14 protein-coding genes, 3 tRNA genes and 1 pseudogene are annotated in these 13,738 nt (G+C 41.3%); 9 read left to right on the top strand and 9 right to left on the bottom strand.

Annotated features, from left to right (window positions below; all coding sequences use genetic code 11):
• Positions 1 to 13: 13 nt before the first annotated feature.
• Positions 14 to 1,153: a glutamine-hydrolyzing carbamoyl-phosphate synthase small subunit gene (gene carA / locus FTV43_RS01185; RefSeq protein WP_179994686.1), complete on the bottom strand. Its 1,140-nt coding sequence runs from the start codon at positions 1,151 to 1,153 to the stop codon at positions 14 to 16.
• Positions 1,154 to 1,476: 323 nt separating this feature from the next.
• Here carA and FTV43_RS01180 point away from each other — a divergent pair, with 323 nt between their 5' ends.
• Positions 1,477 to 1,956 carry a hypothetical protein gene (locus FTV43_RS01180; RefSeq protein WP_179994685.1) on the top strand — a complete coding sequence of 160 codons (480 nt, stop codon included), beginning with the start codon at positions 1,477 to 1,479 and terminating at the stop codon, positions 1,954 to 1,956.
• Positions 1,957 to 2,081: 125 nt separating this feature from the next.
• Here the strand turns inward: FTV43_RS01180 and FTV43_RS01175 are convergent, their stop codons facing one another.
• Positions 2,082 to 2,621, bottom strand: a complete 540-nt coding sequence (locus FTV43_RS01175; RefSeq protein WP_179994684.1) for a DOMON-like domain-containing protein — start codon at positions 2,619 to 2,621, stop codon at positions 2,082 to 2,084.
• A 6-nt stretch (positions 2,622 to 2,627) separates the two neighbouring features.
• A complete protein-coding gene (yhbY, locus tag FTV43_RS01170) occupies positions 2,628 to 2,951 on the bottom strand; it encodes a ribosome assembly RNA-binding protein YhbY (protein WP_004972158.1) in 324 nt (107 codons plus the stop codon).
• Positions 2,952 to 3,248: 297 nt separating this feature from the next.
• Here yhbY and rlmE point away from each other — a divergent pair, with 297 nt between their 5' ends.
• From rlmE to FTV43_RS01150, 4 genes are all read left to right on the top strand, one after another.
• Complete coding sequence (gene rlmE / locus FTV43_RS01165) at positions 3,249 to 3,899, top strand: 23S rRNA (uridine(2552)-2'-O)-methyltransferase RlmE (RefSeq protein ID WP_004972157.1); 651 nt, start codon at positions 3,249 to 3,251, stop codon at positions 3,897 to 3,899.
• A gap of 136 nt (positions 3,900 to 4,035) precedes the next feature.
• Positions 4,036 to 5,925 (top strand): ATP-dependent zinc metalloprotease FtsH, encoded by a 1,890-nt coding sequence (gene ftsH / locus FTV43_RS01160; RefSeq protein ID WP_004972155.1) that lies wholly within the window; start codon positions 4,036 to 4,038, stop codon positions 5,923 to 5,925.
• Between the two features lie 175 nt (positions 5,926 to 6,100).
• Positions 6,101 to 6,955 carry a dihydropteroate synthase gene (folP, locus tag FTV43_RS01155; protein WP_218950760.1) on the top strand — a complete coding sequence of 285 codons (855 nt, stop codon included), beginning with the start codon at positions 6,101 to 6,103 and terminating at the stop codon, positions 6,953 to 6,955.
• A gap of 90 nt (positions 6,956 to 7,045) precedes the next feature.
• Entirely contained in the window at positions 7,046 to 7,360 is a 315-nt protein-coding gene (locus tag FTV43_RS01150; protein ID WP_131260668.1) for a DUF5713 family protein, read from the top strand.
• A 25-nt stretch (positions 7,361 to 7,385) separates the two neighbouring features.
• On the opposite strand, the gene FTV43_RS01145 is transcribed toward FTV43_RS01150, so the two are convergent.
• Together FTV43_RS01145 and FTV43_RS01140 are read right to left on the bottom strand one after the other, a co-directional pair.
• A complete protein-coding gene (locus tag FTV43_RS01145; protein WP_179994683.1) occupies positions 7,386 to 7,811 on the bottom strand; it encodes a hypothetical protein in 426 nt (141 codons plus the stop codon).
• A gap of 119 nt (positions 7,812 to 7,930) precedes the next feature.
• Positions 7,931 to 8,016: transfer RNA gene (locus tag FTV43_RS01140), tRNA-Leu, on the bottom strand.
• A gap of 209 nt (positions 8,017 to 8,225) precedes the next feature.
• Here FTV43_RS01140 and FTV43_RS01135 point away from each other — a divergent pair.
• Positions 8,226 to 9,958 (top strand): annotated as a pseudogene (locus FTV43_RS01135) (alkaline phosphatase).
• Positions 9,959 to 10,037: 79 nt separating this feature from the next.
• On the opposite strand, the gene FTV43_RS01130 reads toward FTV43_RS01135, so the two are convergent.
• The 3 genes from FTV43_RS01130 to FTV43_RS01120 form a co-directional block, all read right to left on the bottom strand.
• Positions 10,038 to 10,769: a hypothetical protein gene (locus tag FTV43_RS01130; protein ID WP_178318547.1), complete on the bottom strand. Its 732-nt coding sequence runs from the start codon at positions 10,767 to 10,769 to the stop codon at positions 10,038 to 10,040.
• Positions 10,770 to 10,878: 109 nt separating this feature from the next.
• Positions 10,879 to 10,964: transfer RNA gene (locus tag FTV43_RS01125), tRNA-Leu, on the bottom strand.
• Between the two features lie 15 nt (positions 10,965 to 10,979).
• Positions 10,980 to 11,053: transfer RNA gene (locus tag FTV43_RS01120), tRNA-Cys, on the bottom strand.
• Positions 11,054 to 11,205: 152 nt separating this feature from the next.
• Between FTV43_RS01120 and folD the strand changes: the two genes are divergently transcribed.
• The 3 genes from folD (at position 11,206) to FTV43_RS01105 (ending at position 12,993) form a co-directional block, all read left to right on the top strand.
• The gene (gene folD, locus FTV43_RS01115) at positions 11,206 to 12,054 is read left to right on the top strand and encodes a bifunctional methylenetetrahydrofolate dehydrogenase/methenyltetrahydrofolate cyclohydrolase FolD (protein ID WP_104488415.1); all 849 of its coding nucleotides are present in this window, start codon (positions 11,206 to 11,208) and stop codon (positions 12,052 to 12,054) included.
• 82 nt (positions 12,055 to 12,136) lie between these two features.
• Positions 12,137 to 12,328 (top strand): hypothetical protein, encoded by a 192-nt coding sequence (locus tag FTV43_RS01110; RefSeq protein ID WP_179994682.1) that lies wholly within the window; start codon positions 12,137 to 12,139, stop codon positions 12,326 to 12,328.
• Complete coding sequence (locus FTV43_RS01105; protein ID WP_004972140.1) at positions 12,325 to 12,993, top strand: methyltransferase; 669 nt, start codon at positions 12,325 to 12,327, stop codon at positions 12,991 to 12,993. Before FTV43_RS01110 ends, FTV43_RS01105 begins: the two co-directional genes overlap by 4 nt.
• Positions 12,994 to 13,032: 39 nt before the next feature.
• Here the strand turns inward: FTV43_RS01105 and FTV43_RS01100 are convergent, their stop codons facing one another.
• Positions 13,033 to 13,467 carry a hypothetical protein gene (locus FTV43_RS01100; RefSeq protein WP_179994681.1) on the bottom strand — a complete coding sequence of 145 codons (435 nt, stop codon included), beginning with the start codon at positions 13,465 to 13,467 and terminating at the stop codon, positions 13,033 to 13,035.
• Between the last annotated feature and the right edge of the window lie 271 nt (positions 13,468 to 13,738).

The following is a 13,738-nucleotide window of genomic DNA, read 5'->3' as shown; positions in this document are numbered from 1 at the left end:
TTTCGCTCCTTAATTACTTCTTAGCGGCTTCAATAAGTTCGATGAAATGATCGAACAATGGTGCGCAGTCATGTGGACCTGGACTTGCTTCTGGGTGACCTTGGAAGCTAAATGCAGGCTTGTCTGTACGATGAATACCTTGGTTTGTGCCATCGAACAATGAACGATGCGTTGAACGTACATTGCTTGGTAAGGTGCTTTCATCTACCGCGAAGCCGTGGTTCTGAGAAGTAATCATCACTGTACCAGTTTCTAAGTTCTGTACAGGATGGTTTGCGCCGTGGTGTCCGTTCGGCATTTTCATTGTTTTTGCACCTGATGCAAGTGCAAGAATTTGGTGACCTAAACAGATACCAAATACAGGAGTATTCGTGGTTTCTACAATTGTTTTTACAGCTTCAATTGCGTAGTCACATGCAGCAGGGTCGCCAGGGCCATTTGACAAGAAAATGCCATCTGGGTTTAACGCAAGGACTTTTTCAGCAGGGGTTTGTGCAGGAACAACGGTTAATTTGCAACCGCGGTCTGCGAGCATACGCAGGATGTTGGTTTTGACACCGTAATCGTATGCAACCACATGATATTTAAGTTCAGGTTGAGTAAAGCCTTTGCCAAGTTCCCATGAACCTTCAGTCCATTCAAAACCTTCAGGGTCGCAGCATACTTTTGCAAGATCTAAGCCGTTTAAGCCGCCAAATGCACGTGCTTTTGCAATTGCTTCTTCTTCAGTGATATTTTCACCAGCAAGAATACAACCGTTTTGCGCACCTTTGGAACGTAAAATACGGGTCAATTTACGGGTATCAATATCGGCAATTGCAACAACATTGTGTTGTTGTAAGTATTCGCCTAAAGATTGAGTAGAACGGAAGTTACTGTGTAATAAAGGCAAATCACGGATAATTAAACCGTTTGCCCATACTTTATGAATTCGACCTGACTCAACATCTTCATCATTGCAACCAGTGTTCCCAATATGTGGGTAAGTTAAAGTCACAAGTTGTTGTGCATAACTCGGGTCGGTCAAAATTTCTTGATAGCCAGTCATGGCAGTGTTAAAAACGACTTCACCAGTCGTGCTTCCCGTTGCACCGATAGACGTACCTTTAAAGATTGTACCGTCGGCGAGGGCTAAAATGGCGGGGGTGCTCAAACCAAAGCTCCTGAACTAAAACCACAAAAATAGGGCTGTAAAAAAGCGAGTAGACGAAAAAAAAGGAAGGTCAATATTTAAACCTACCCTCCTATGTCTGCTCGCTTGAACTTAACATTGCATTATACGCATGAACTCGCCAAAAGTCCATTGTGAATCTAACGAATATGTAAGATAAAAGACTTGCTTTTTTTGCTAGGTTTATGTTTTAGCGTGTAGTCCAAATGTAAGCAATCTACGATTGTTAGACAATCCAAAACCCATTTGAGTCTAAATTGCCTTATGCTTAATTTATAAACAACAACGACCTTGGGTGAAGCAAAATGACTGAACAAGAAAAATCAGTAGCTGACAATAAAGCAATCAAAGATGCGGTGCATGAGGGGGCTGAAAAGCTTGAAAAAGTCACTCATGATGCCAAAGAACAGGTGCTTGAAGTTGTCGCTGAAACGCAGGAAAAACTGCAAAACGAAGCAAAGCAATTAAATGCCAGTGTGCAAGAGCAATTGGGTCAATTAAAGCAAGATGTATTGCAAAAAATTGAAGCATTGAAAGCACAATTTGGTAGTTCACCTAAAGATTTAGGCGAATTAAAAGACTTTGTAAAAACTGAATTTAGCGCAATTATTGAAGATCTTTCTAAACTTGGTAAAGAGTTGAAAGAGGATGTCAGCAGCATTTCAGTAAAACACAAAGATCAATTGGCTGAAACTTTTAAGCGTTCTAAAGAGCACACACTAGAAGCGTGGAAAAAAGTAAATCCATCAAAAACTGAAACTAATGATGAAACTGATCAAGCATAATCCAGTTTAATCTGTTGCTGATTCAGCCATAAAAAAAAGTGAGGTCATGCGCCTCACTTTTTTATTTAAATTTCTTGCTCAAACCAAAAACTAGTTGTTTCAATCTAAACTACTATTAATCACAGTTAGAACTGATGTAGCCAATCGCGCTTATTGTGAAAATCGGCGGCAGGGCTGCTGTGTTGCATGGCATAAAATTGCTCGCCTTGACTGGTTTTGAGCACAGCCGTCAGCCCAATAAACAAATCTGTCCATTTCAGTTTATGTTTCAGCATAAATTTGGTTAAATCCAAACTGACATTTAAACCGTAATGCGTACGTTTTAGCTGATTCAACTCAATATCATAAGCGGCCACAGGTGGCATTTGCTCAGGATAACGATATTCTTCAAAGGCATAGGCTTGCCAAGCTTGAGAAGGGGAGAGATTGATTTCACGATAAAAATCTTCGCCCTGAACGCCAATGAAAATTTCAAAGCAGGTGTGTTCCCACAAAAAGTCCTGACGCGGATGTGAAGCCACCAATGCAGGCCATTCGACCCATTGATTCGGATCACGCAGCCAATAACCTACATTTAAGCTAAACGGACTTTGTTGTTCAATTGCACCGACCAAAGAAATCGCTTGAAACTGACGATCAAAGGCGCTGAGTTCGTAACTTGCCATATAAGCTTAGTTAGACAAATGAGCGTGACGAACTAAATTTGACAACTTGGCATTTTGTTTTGCTGCTTTTTTATAAAGTAAAGCAATTTTACCAATTGTTTGTACCACTTCAGAACCTGTTGCTGCAGCAATTTCAGTAATTACAGCTGCACGTACTTCACGGTCTTCACCACCAATTTTAACTTTAATCAATTCGTGATCGTTTAAAGCACGGTTGGTTTCTTCAATTACATTTTCAGTCAAACCTTGACCGCCAACCATCACTACAGGGTTAAGTGCATGACCAATTTGACGTAAACGCTTGCGTTCCTGAATAGAGAGAGCCGCCATAAAGATAACCTAATTTTAAAAACGGCTTAGTATAACAAAAGCCAATTTGAAACGCTGTAAATTCTATGCAAATAATCCGCGATCTTGCAGCAGTACAAAAATATCAAAATTGAACATTTGCTTAGGTTTATCCATTAGTGATGAGTGTGGTTTTTTATGCCACAGTACAGAAATAAGCGATGGATTTAATAGAAAAAACTTGTCAGTTATTGGCATTTAGATACAGATGTCTACTGCAAGCTTGCTAATTTTCACGTACAATCGCAATTTAGATGGCTATTCGTTACTAAGAGAGTTATGGCAACACGCATTACCAACCAAAAGTTATCCAAAAGTAGTCGTGCGTGGATGAGAGAGCACCTAGATGATCCCTTTGTGAAAAGAGCGCAAAAAGAAGGGTATCGTGCACGTGCTGCATACAAACTACTTGAGATTCAAGAAAAATATAAACTGATCAAACCTGGCATGACGGTGGTGGACTTGGGAGCAGCACCAGGCAGTTGGTCGCAAATCGCAGGGAAACTTGTCGGCGACAAAGGTTTGGTGATCGCTTCCGATATTTTGGAAATGGACGCATTACCAGATGTGACCTTTTTACAAGGTGACTTCCGTGAAGAAGAAGTGTTCGAAAAATTGTTAAATATTTTAAACGGACGCACGGTAGACGTTGTAATTTCCGATATGGCCCCCAATACATCAGGTAATAAAGCTGTAGATCAACCGCGTCAAATTTACTTATGCGAGTTGGCGCTCGATTTTGCCAACCGTGTATTGGGACCCAATGGCCAGTTTGTGGTCAAAGTGTTCCAAGGTTCGGGGTTTGACGAATTTCGTAAACAGGTCGTGGACAGTTTTGATGTTCTAAAGACAGCAAAACCCGCTGCTTCACGGGCGCGTTCCAAAGAAGTATTCCTTATTGGACAAGGACGTAAAAAAGCGTCTAAATAAAGTTTACTTGCCAAGCCGTTAAAAATTGTGCATTTTGTACGTTTTTAATGAATTGTCTAGCTGATCTTCAGCTTTTTGAATGAAAGGTCACCCAGTAACGGGCATGATCAAATTAGATTGATATGGGAATAAAGCTTTGAGCGATCTCTTCAAGAATGCCGTATTGTGGCTGATTATACTTGGTGTGCTGATTCTAATTTTCAGCAACATCAATAACAGTGAAAAGCCAACTGCAATGAACTATTCAGAGTTCGTTACAGCGGTGAATGCTGGTCAAATTAAGCAAGTCACAATTGATGGCGAAAGAATTAGTGGCGAAAAAGTCAACGGCTCGTCCTTTGAAAGCATTCGTCCAGCAGTTCAAGACCCTGAACTGATGCCGAATCTGATTAAAAACAACGTTGTTGTTGAAGGTACTGCACCTCAACGTCAAGGTTTGTTAATGCAACTATTGATCGCAAGTTTCCCTGTACTTTTAATCATTTTGTTATTCATGTTCTTTATGCGCAACATGGGTGGCGGTGCAGGTGGTAAAAACGGCCCGATGAGCTTTGGTAAATCTAAAGCCAAAATGTTGTCTGAAGACCAAATTAAAGTCACATTTGCCGATGTAGCAGGTTGTGACGAAGCAAAACAAGAAGTGGTTGAAATTGTAGATTTCTTAAAAGACCCTGCTAAATTCAAACGTTTAGGTGCAACTATTCCTAAAGGTGTGTTGATGGTGGGTCCACCGGGTACAGGTAAAACCTTATTGGCCAAAGCCATTGCAGGCGAAGCCAAAGTACCATTCTTTAGCATTTCTGGTTCTGACTTCGTTGAAATGTTCGTGGGTGTAGGTGCTTCTCGTGTCCGTGATATGTTTGAGCAAGCTAAACGCCATGCACCATGTATCATCTTTATTGATGAGATTGATGCGGTAGGTCGTCACCGTGGTTCAGGTACAGGTGGTGGTCACGATGAACGTGAGCAAACACTTAACCAAATGCTTGTTGAAATGGATGGTTTTGAAGGCAATGAAGGCATTATTGTTATCGCTGCGACAAACCGTGCCGATGTACTGGATAAAGCTTTATTGCGTCCAGGTCGTTTTGACCGTCAAGTAATGGTTGGCTTGCCAGATATTAAAGGTCGTGAGCAAATTCTGAATGTTCACTTGAAAAAACTGCCTTCAGTTACAGGTGTAGATGTCAAAGTCTTGGCACGTGGTACACCAGGCTTCTCTGGTGCGCAATTGGCGAACCTTGTGAATGAAGCTGCATTGTTTGCTGCCCGTCGTAATAAAAACACGGTGGATATGCACGACTTTGAAGATGCTAAAGACAAGTTGTATATGGGCCCTGAACGCAAGTCGATGGTACTGCGTGAAGAAGAGCGCCGTGCAACTGCTTATCATGAAGCAGGCCATGCGATTGTCGCTGAAATGCTGCCAGGTACAGACCCTGTGCATAAAGTGACGATTATGCCGCGTGGTTGGGCATTGGGTGTGACATGGCAATTGCCTGAACATGATCAAACTAGCCATTATAAAGACAAAATGCTAAATGACTTGTCCATTTTATTTGGTGGTCGTATTGCAGAAGAAGTCTTTATTAATCAAATGTCAACAGGTGCATCGAATGACTTTGAGCGCGCGACGAAATTAGCACGTGCGATGGTGACCAAATACGGTATGTCTGACAAGTTAGGCGTAATGGTCTATGAAGACGATACACAACAATCATTCATGGGCAGTTTAGGTAGTCGTACGATTTCTGAAGCAACTCAACAACAAGTGGATGCTGAAGTTCGTCGTATTATTGATGAGCAATATAAAGTTGCCCGTGATATTTTGGAAAATAACCAAGATATTGCCCATGCAATGGTAAAAGCATTGTTGGAATGGGAAACCATTGATCGTGACCAAATCCGTGACATTATGGAAGGTCGTGAGCCACAGCCACCGAAGGTGTATATTGCAGACAATCCTGTGATTGATGTAACACCAACTGATGGTCCTAGCACACCGCCGCCATTACCAGCGAGCTAATCAGTTCACATAATGTTAAAAAGAGTCTTTGTATAAAGGCTCTTTTTTTTATTCGTGTGGTTTATGCGCAATTGCAACAGGAATATTGGTAATGTTGAAGCGCACTGAAAAGAATTCAACATCTTCAAAATTAGCCTTGTTAAAATAAGCTTTTCAAATTGAAAGGAAGACCAGCATGCAGCTAATGCCATTACCCAAGCGCGTATTGCAATGTGGACGTTTGAGTTTAGATTTATCTCAGCCGCATGTGATGGGAATTCTAAATGTGACACCAGACTCGTTTAGTGATGGTGGGCGACATAATGAAAAAGATGCTGCTGTGGCGCGTGCTTTGGAAATGATAGCCGAAGGTGCAACCGTGATTGATATTGGCGGTGAGTCTACACGTCCGGGGGCAAGTCCTGTGAGTGTAGAAGAAGAAATTCGTCGTGTGGTTCCTGTGGCGGAAGCCTTATCTACTTATGATGTAGTGCTTTCGATTGATACGTCACAGCCTGAAGTGATTCGTGCTGCGGTAGCTGCGGGGGCGCATATCTGGAATGATGTACGTGCGCTGACCCGTCCAAATGCGTTGCAAACAGCTGCTGAGTTAAATATCCCCGTGATTATTATGCACATGCGTGGTGAACCGACCACCATGAACAATTTAGATCAATATGATGATGTCACTGCAGATGTGATTGCAGAATTGCAGCAACGTGTCGCTGATGCTTTGGCGGTAGGGGTCAAGCCTGAAAATATCATGATTGATCCAGGTTTTGGTTTTGCGAAAAATGCACAACAGAATCTGAAATTGTTAAATGAGTTGCATCAACTTAATGGTATGGGGTATCCAATTTTATCGGCATTGTCCCGTAAACGCTTTATTGGTGAAGCTTTGGGTGGGGCAGAGCCAACACAGCGTGCAGTTGGTTCTGTAGCGGCACATTTACTCAGTATTCAGCAAGGTGCTTGTATGGTGCGTGCGCATGATGTGAAAGCCATGTCTGACGCCATTAAAGTCTGGCAAGCAATGCAGTTGGCAAATTAATCGCAGTGTGCAAATTGGGGCGAAGCTAGAATTAAAGCCTTGCTTATGCTATATAGGCACGCTTGAATCTCTATATTTTTGAGTGCCTGTATGTTTGCAGATTTACTTCTCCCGATGTTTGATGATGAGTTTTATCCTGATATTTTAGTTGCTGAGTTAAAACAACTGATTCAACAGTTTGCAAAACACGTGTCTAAATCCAATTTATCTGAAACCGATATTTATCATTTTGCAGATCAGACCGTGCAAGCCATTAATAAAATGAAACCACAATTTGAAGATCTGGATTCAGATTTGGACGATACCGCAGCAGATTATATTGCTGAGGCGATGATGATGGTGCTGCAAGATCAAGGCTATTTCGAGATTGAAATGGAAGAGTTGATTGCAACGAGAGAGTGGTGATAGGTCACTCTCTTTCAGCTTTAATTTATGGGTGATTCAATAAATCATCTAAAACATCATCCAAATGGCAACTTTGCTGTGTAAGTAGTTCTGCAATTTCCCGAACATTCAACGTATATAGCCCATTATGTTCATTCGGCTGTGCAATTAAATTGACCCAAAACTTTGTATTTTGTTGCAGCAAAGTTTTGAGTTGCTTTTCTTCTTCAGGATTTTGGAAATTTAATAAATATAAATTGTTGCCTAAGCTGCAACGACGTAATTGTAATTCTTGATTTTTATATTGCAATGTTCCTGCAAAAACATCATAAAATTCTGCATCAGTTTCAATTGGGTTTACGGATTCGGTTGCTGACTCAAGGCTGGGATTTTGTGCATGGCTTGCAAAACTGAGCAAGCAGCATAAACAGATCACCCATTTGAAAGAGAAGATAAAGCGTTGTAGAGACATTTCAAATCATCGGCACATAAGTGTTATCGTTTTCAATATTATATTTTTTAGGCATAAAAAAACCAGCTTAATGCTGGAGTTCTTTATTTGCACCATTTGAATGATTTGATTCATTAAAATGGTGCCCGAGGCCAGACTCGAACTGGCACGCTTTGAGGGCGGGGGATTTTAAATCCCCTGTGTCTACCGATTTCACCACTCGGGCATGTGCGCAATAATAGAGGACGAAATAAATCTTGGCAAGTAAATTTATTTACAATTGCTTTCTTTTCAATCAATTCAACTTATTAGCTTGAAAAAAGTTCGGTTTGCAGTATATTTCTGCTGTTTGTCATCAATATTTCATGAATTTGAGATCAAAGCGAAATCATAAATTTCTATGTTGAGCGCTCAAGAAAAATAAAAGGAATATTCATGAACATTCGCTTAACTCGCCGAGAGCTGATTAAAAAAAATTTGGCTGGTTTTGGGGCGTTGTCATTGCCAGTCGCATTAACTGCATGTGGTGATGACAATGAAAATACAGCAGAAAATGCATTAAAGGTGCAGTTTTTGCATGGTGTCGCCAGTGGTGATCCGCTGCATGATCGTATCATTTTATGGACACGTGTAACGCCAAGTGACATGGCAGCATGCATTGAAGTGGTTTGGGAAATTGCCAGCGATGAGGCGTTTAAGCAATTGGTAAATACTGGCAAAGTACAAACCAGCGCAGCGCAAGATTTTACTGTTAAAGTGGACGCAGATCGTTTACAGGCAGGGACTAAATATTATTACCGTTTCCGCTTTGGTAATACGGTTTCTGCTATAGGACAGACCAAAACCTTGCCACAACGCAGCGATCAAGTGAAATTTGCGGTCTGTTCTTGCTCGAACTATCCCGCAGGTTATTTTCATGTGTATAAAGAAATGGCACAGGAAAACAATCTGGATGTGATTATTCACTTGGGTGATTATATTTATGAATATGGACAAGGTGGCTACGCGACTGACGATGCAAAACAGTTAGGACGTACCTTTGCTGCAGACAATGATAAAGAAATTATCAAGTTAGATGATTATCGTAAACGTTATGCTTTATATCGTACCGATGCTGATTTGCAGACTGCTCACCAACGCCATCCATTTATTGTCATTTGGGATGACCATGAACTCAGTAATGATACTTGGGAAGCGGGTGCAGATAATCATCAAGAAGGTGAAGGCAGCTTTATAGAACGTAAAATTGCGGCATTACAGGCTTATTTCGAGTGGATGCCAATTCGTCCAGTTGCAGAAAATGATCATTTGAATATTTATCGCCAGTTTGATTTTGGTGGTTTGGTGAATTTGATGATGCTGGATACGCGTATTTTGGCGCGTCAATTGATGCTGCTAAATTTCAGGCAGATTTATTTAGTGATCAACGCACATTGATGGGTGGAGTTCAACGAGAATGGTTGCAAAAGCAGTTGGGGCAGTCTAAGGCTACTTGGAATGTTTTGGCTCAACAAGTGTTGATGGCGAAAATGCTGATTCCACAAGAACTGTTATTGCCTTTAGCAAAAATCACCAATGGTGATCAGCAACCTGAAACACTTGCACAAATGAAGCAGAAAATTACAGAATTGGTCACGCTGAAATTGCGTTTAAAAGCGAATGATCCAACTTTGACAGCAGTAGATAAGGCACGTTTGTATGCGGTTGCACCTTATAACCTCGATGCTTGGGATGGTTATGCCTACGAGCGAGAAGTTGTGTATGGGACATTGCAGCAACTTGGGAAAAAAGCAGTGGTGTTGGCAGGTGATACTCACAATGCTTGGGCTGCAACCTTGCATACACATGAAACAAATCATAAGGTTGGGTTGGAATTCGCGACCAGCTCGGTATCATCGCCCGGAATTGAGTATTACTTAAATGTGCCTGCAGACGAAATGGCAGCGTTGGAATATGCCTTTCAAGAACTGATTGATGAACTGGATTATTGCAAGTTAAATCAACGTGGTTATTTAACGGTGACTTTTGATCGTGCGCAAGTGGTTGCAGATTGGAAGTTTATAGATACGGTTAAGGCACGTGAATACAAACTCGATGATACGCGTGGTCATCAACAGAAGTATGGTGTAGACTTAAAACCAATCAGTGATGTCGCTAAAACTGCTTAAAATCAGTCTGATACTTACAGAAAACCGAGCCTAAGTTGCTCGGTTTTTTGATAATCTTTCTGATGTTTGGCGTGATGTTTTAATCGAGTTTATCTTGAATATAACTATCTAAATCTATGTACTTAATCCTTTTACATAAATTGTGTTCAGCCTGCATCAGTTGTTGATGTAACTGAATTGCATGTTGATATTGCTGATTCAATTGGGCAAAACGAGGGCTATTTTTATTGGAAAAATACATCCGATATTGAATTTTAGCAGCTTGACGATATGACCAATACGCAGCACGGCGAAATTGCGTTAAGCAATATTTTTGTTCAAGGCTTATGTGGTCACGGAACATATTCTCTTTATAGAAACGTACAAAACCAAAACTGATGCAGAAAAAGAATAAAATCCCTTGCAGAATTGCACTCTGAAAATAGGCGAAATTTACCGCTTGTAGCAGAATCAATACTGCTATTTTTATGGTGGCATGTTGCTGTAGTTGATACCACGATGCCGAACTGTGTTTAATTTGATACAACACATAAGGTAGAAGCAGCATAAAACCTAACATGATGGCTAAAATCGCCAATGCCTTGGCTTGAAAGGCATCGTACTGCGGTGCAAAGTTTTGAATCCCGTGCGCCAGACTGATTGAAATAGGAATAAAAATCAGGCAGGCCAAGACCCATGGAATCATTTCTTTCCAATCATCCAGCATGCCTTTGCTTTGAATAAAACCATAAAACAAAATATTTCTTTTAAATGCAGCAGGGTATTGTTGTTGCAATTGCTGCAAATCAAGAAGCGCTTGTTTAGGGTTCATAGAGGCATCATTGAATATTGAATAAAGAGGGGAAAACCTAAAATTTAGGCATAAAAAAACCAGCTTAATGCTGGGTTCTTTATTTGCACCATTTTAATCTATTTTAAAATGGTGCCCGAGGCCAGACTCGAACTGGCACGCTTTGAGGGCGGGGGATTTTAAATCCCCTGTGTCTACCGATTTCACCACTCGGGCATAGTTTTACAAGATTGGAGGCGGAGGTCGGAATCGAACCGGCGTCCACGGAGTTGCAGTCCGCTGCATGACCACTCTGCCACCCCGCCGCGTCTTGTGATGCGTATATTAGCAAGCTCTGAAAAAAAAACAATACTATTAAATGAGCAGATGCACATTAATTCGACATATAGAATAAAATAGTCTAAATAATCATGTATTATTTGCAAAATTGATTCATATCAACATTTGGAGATGTGCCGTGGCATTAATTTTAGACGGTCGTGCATTGGCAAAACAAATTGAAGCTGATCTGTTAACACGTGTAGAAGCGTTAAAAGCAAAATCAGGTCGTACCCCAATTCTAGCGACTATTTTGGTCGGTGATGACGGTGCATCTGCAACTTATGTGCGCATGAAAGGCAATGCTTGCCGCCGTGTGGGCATGGATTCTTTAAAGGTGGAATTGCCTACAGAAACCACCACAGAACAACTTTTGGCAGAAATTGAAAAATTGAATGCGAATCCGGATGTGCACGGTATTTTGTTGCAACATCCAGTTCCTGCGCAAATTGATGAGCGTGCTTGCTTTGATGCAATTTCGCTTGAAAAAGATGTAGACGGTGTGACTTGCCTTGGTTATGGGCGCATGGCGATGGGTGAGGCTGCTTATGGTTCTGCAACGCCAGCAGGCATTATGACCATTTTAAAAGAAAACAACATTGAAATTGCAGGCAAACATGCTGTTGTTGTAGGTCGTTCAGCAATTTTAGGTAAACCAATGGCTGCGATGCTGCTTGAAGCCAATGCAACGGTAACAACTTGCCATTCACGTACACAAAACTTGGCAGACTTTGTAAAACAGGCCGACATTATTGTGGGTGCTGTTGGTAAAGCAGAATTGATTCAAAAAGACTGGATTAAGCCGGGTGCGGTAGTGGTTGATGCCGGTTTCCATCCACGTGATGGTGGCGGTGTGGGTGATATTCAACTACAAGGGATTGAAGAAATCGCTTCTGCATATACGCCTGTACCGGGTGGTGTTGGCCCAATGACCATTACAACTTTGATTCGTCAAACGGTTGAAGCGGCTGAGAAAGCGTTAGGTTGATGAAGACCTCTCCCTAACCCTCTCTTGCGCTTCAATTTAAAAGCAGTGCTTTAAATTTTGCTCAGGAGAGGGGAAATTCATTGTGAAAATAATGGATGCTCCTTCTCTTGCGCCGTATACGGCTCAGGGAGAAGGCTGGGATGAGGGCTTAAAAATTCTCTCCCTAACTCTCCTAAAAAAGAGTGGGGAATTCATTGTAAAAATAATGAATGCTCCCTCTCCTTTAAAAAAGCAGAGGGAACTTTTTAAATTAGAACGAATAAAAATCCAATGAGCTGTACCTTTCAATTTCCTAAAGCCCCTGAACATCTTTTAGATGCTTTACATGATGTAATTCCAAATTGTGAATTACTGGCACAGCAATTGCCTGAAACGCCTATTTCACTTTGGCTTATTCCACCAGTATTTCCTACCGACAAGCTAGATGATGAAGTGATTCGTCGTATTTGGAATGATACGCCGTACTGGATTTTCTGTTGGGCTTCAGGACTTGCAATGGCGCAATGGTTATTGGCAGAACCGCAGCAAGTAAAAAATAAAGTCGTTTTAGACTTTGGTGCAGGTTCGGGCGTGGTGGCGATTGCTGCAAAAATGGCAGGTGCCAAACGGGTAATTTGTTGTGATATTGACCCCATTAGCCTTGCAGCCTGTCGAGCCAATGCTGAATTGAATGATGTGGTGCTTGAATATTTAGATGATCTATACAAAGCAGAACAAGTGGATGTATTGTTGGCTGCCGATGTACTTTATGATCAATGCAATCGCTTTTTTTTAGATGAGTTCTTAAAGTTCGCCCCAGAAGTTTGGGTGGCAGACAGCCGAGTGAAAAACTTTAGTCATCCACAATATATAAAAATAGATGAACGCAGCGCGACCACATGGCCAGATTTGGATGAAGCCAAAGAGTTCCGTAATGTGAGTTTTTATAAGACGCGATAACTCATCACGTCTTATAGGAAGCCAGTTTTGTGGCGCGAATTAATTGCAGCTATAACGCACAATGCGCAGTGTGCTTGGGCGAGCATCTAAGGCCTGACGTGTAGCATAGTTTTCACTGCTATGTAGCTCAGGTGTGTTCGATAAGCCAATAGAGGTGCGGCTTTGCCCAAGTTGGCGACCATACGGGTCTTGTTGGTTGGCTGCAGGATTCACCACTTCATTAATACTTAAAATCCGCAATTGATAAGTTTTATGCGCACCAAGTTCTTTTTGGCAGGCACGCTGTAATTTACTTTCATCGCGCTGTTGGTTTTGACGTCCTGCAAGCGTATAAGCCAATACGGCAGTGCGATCAGTTTTGCTTTCGACTTTATAGCCAATAAAACTATTCTCGTTTTGCTCAGGCAAACTTTGACAAGCGGATAAACCTAACCCAAGTCCCGTCATAGCCAAAATAATCATTGTATTCTTCATGGTTTTATTCATGATCATGTCTCATGTTTTGATGTCATTTCATTCTTGTTTTAAGTATGCCATAGCTGAGTGGACAAAGCATGGCTTTGTTGGTGATGTGGTAGGCTGTCTATATTGGGGGTGATAAGTGTGTTTTGATGATGTCATGTTTTTACCTTGAATCTTCGTATTATTTAGTATTTACACATCAGCGGGGGATGTTGAAGCTGGAATGTTGATGTTTTTAGCAACTAAAATATTAGGGCAATAAAAAAGGTCACCGAAGTGACCT

Origin of the sequence: Acinetobacter sp. YH16053, from assembly GCF_013417035.1 — a bacterium.
GTDB lineage: Bacteria > Pseudomonadota > Gammaproteobacteria > Pseudomonadales > Moraxellaceae > Acinetobacter > Acinetobacter towneri.
The sequence above is the reverse complement of the archived record's forward strand: the minus strand, read 5'-3'. Positions and strand labels throughout refer to the sequence as shown.

What these genes read in the sequence shown, in the direction of transcription:
- FTV43_RS01180 (WP_179994685.1), top strand. Translation starts at nt 1,477, where the DNA reads ATGACTGAACAAGAAAAATCAGTAGCTGACAATAAAGCAATCAAAGAT.
- FTV43_RS01150 (WP_131260668.1), top strand. Translation starts at nt 7,046, where the DNA reads ATGTTTGCAGATTTACTTCTCCCGATGTTTGATGATGAGTTTTATCCT.
- FTV43_RS01130 (WP_178318547.1), bottom strand. Translation starts at nt 10,769, where the DNA reads ATGAACCCTAAACAAGCGCTTCTTGATTTGCAGCAATTGCAACAACAA.
- yhbY (WP_004972158.1), bottom strand. Translation starts at nt 2,951, where the DNA reads ATGGCGGCTCTCTCTATTCAGGAACGCAAGCGTTTACGTCAAATTGGT.
- FTV43_RS01175 (WP_179994684.1), bottom strand. Translation starts at nt 2,621, where the DNA reads ATGGCAAGTTACGAACTCAGCGCCTTTGATCGTCAGTTTCAAGCGATT.
- folP (WP_218950760.1), top strand. Translation starts at nt 6,101, where the DNA reads ATGCAGCTAATGCCATTACCCAAGCGCGTATTGCAATGTGGACGTTTG.
- FTV43_RS01100 (WP_179994681.1), bottom strand. Translation starts at nt 13,467, where the DNA reads ATGAAGAATACAATGATTATTTTGGCTATGACGGGACTTGGGTTAGGT.
- rlmE (WP_004972157.1), top strand. Translation starts at nt 3,249, where the DNA reads ATGGCAACACGCATTACCAACCAAAAGTTATCCAAAAGTAGTCGTGCG.
- FTV43_RS01145 (WP_179994683.1), bottom strand. Translation starts at nt 7,811, where the DNA reads ATGTCTCTACAACGCTTTATCTTCTCTTTCAAATGGGTGATCTGTTTA.
- FTV43_RS01105 (WP_004972140.1), top strand. Translation starts at nt 12,325, where the DNA reads ATGAGCTGTACCTTTCAATTTCCTAAAGCCCCTGAACATCTTTTAGAT.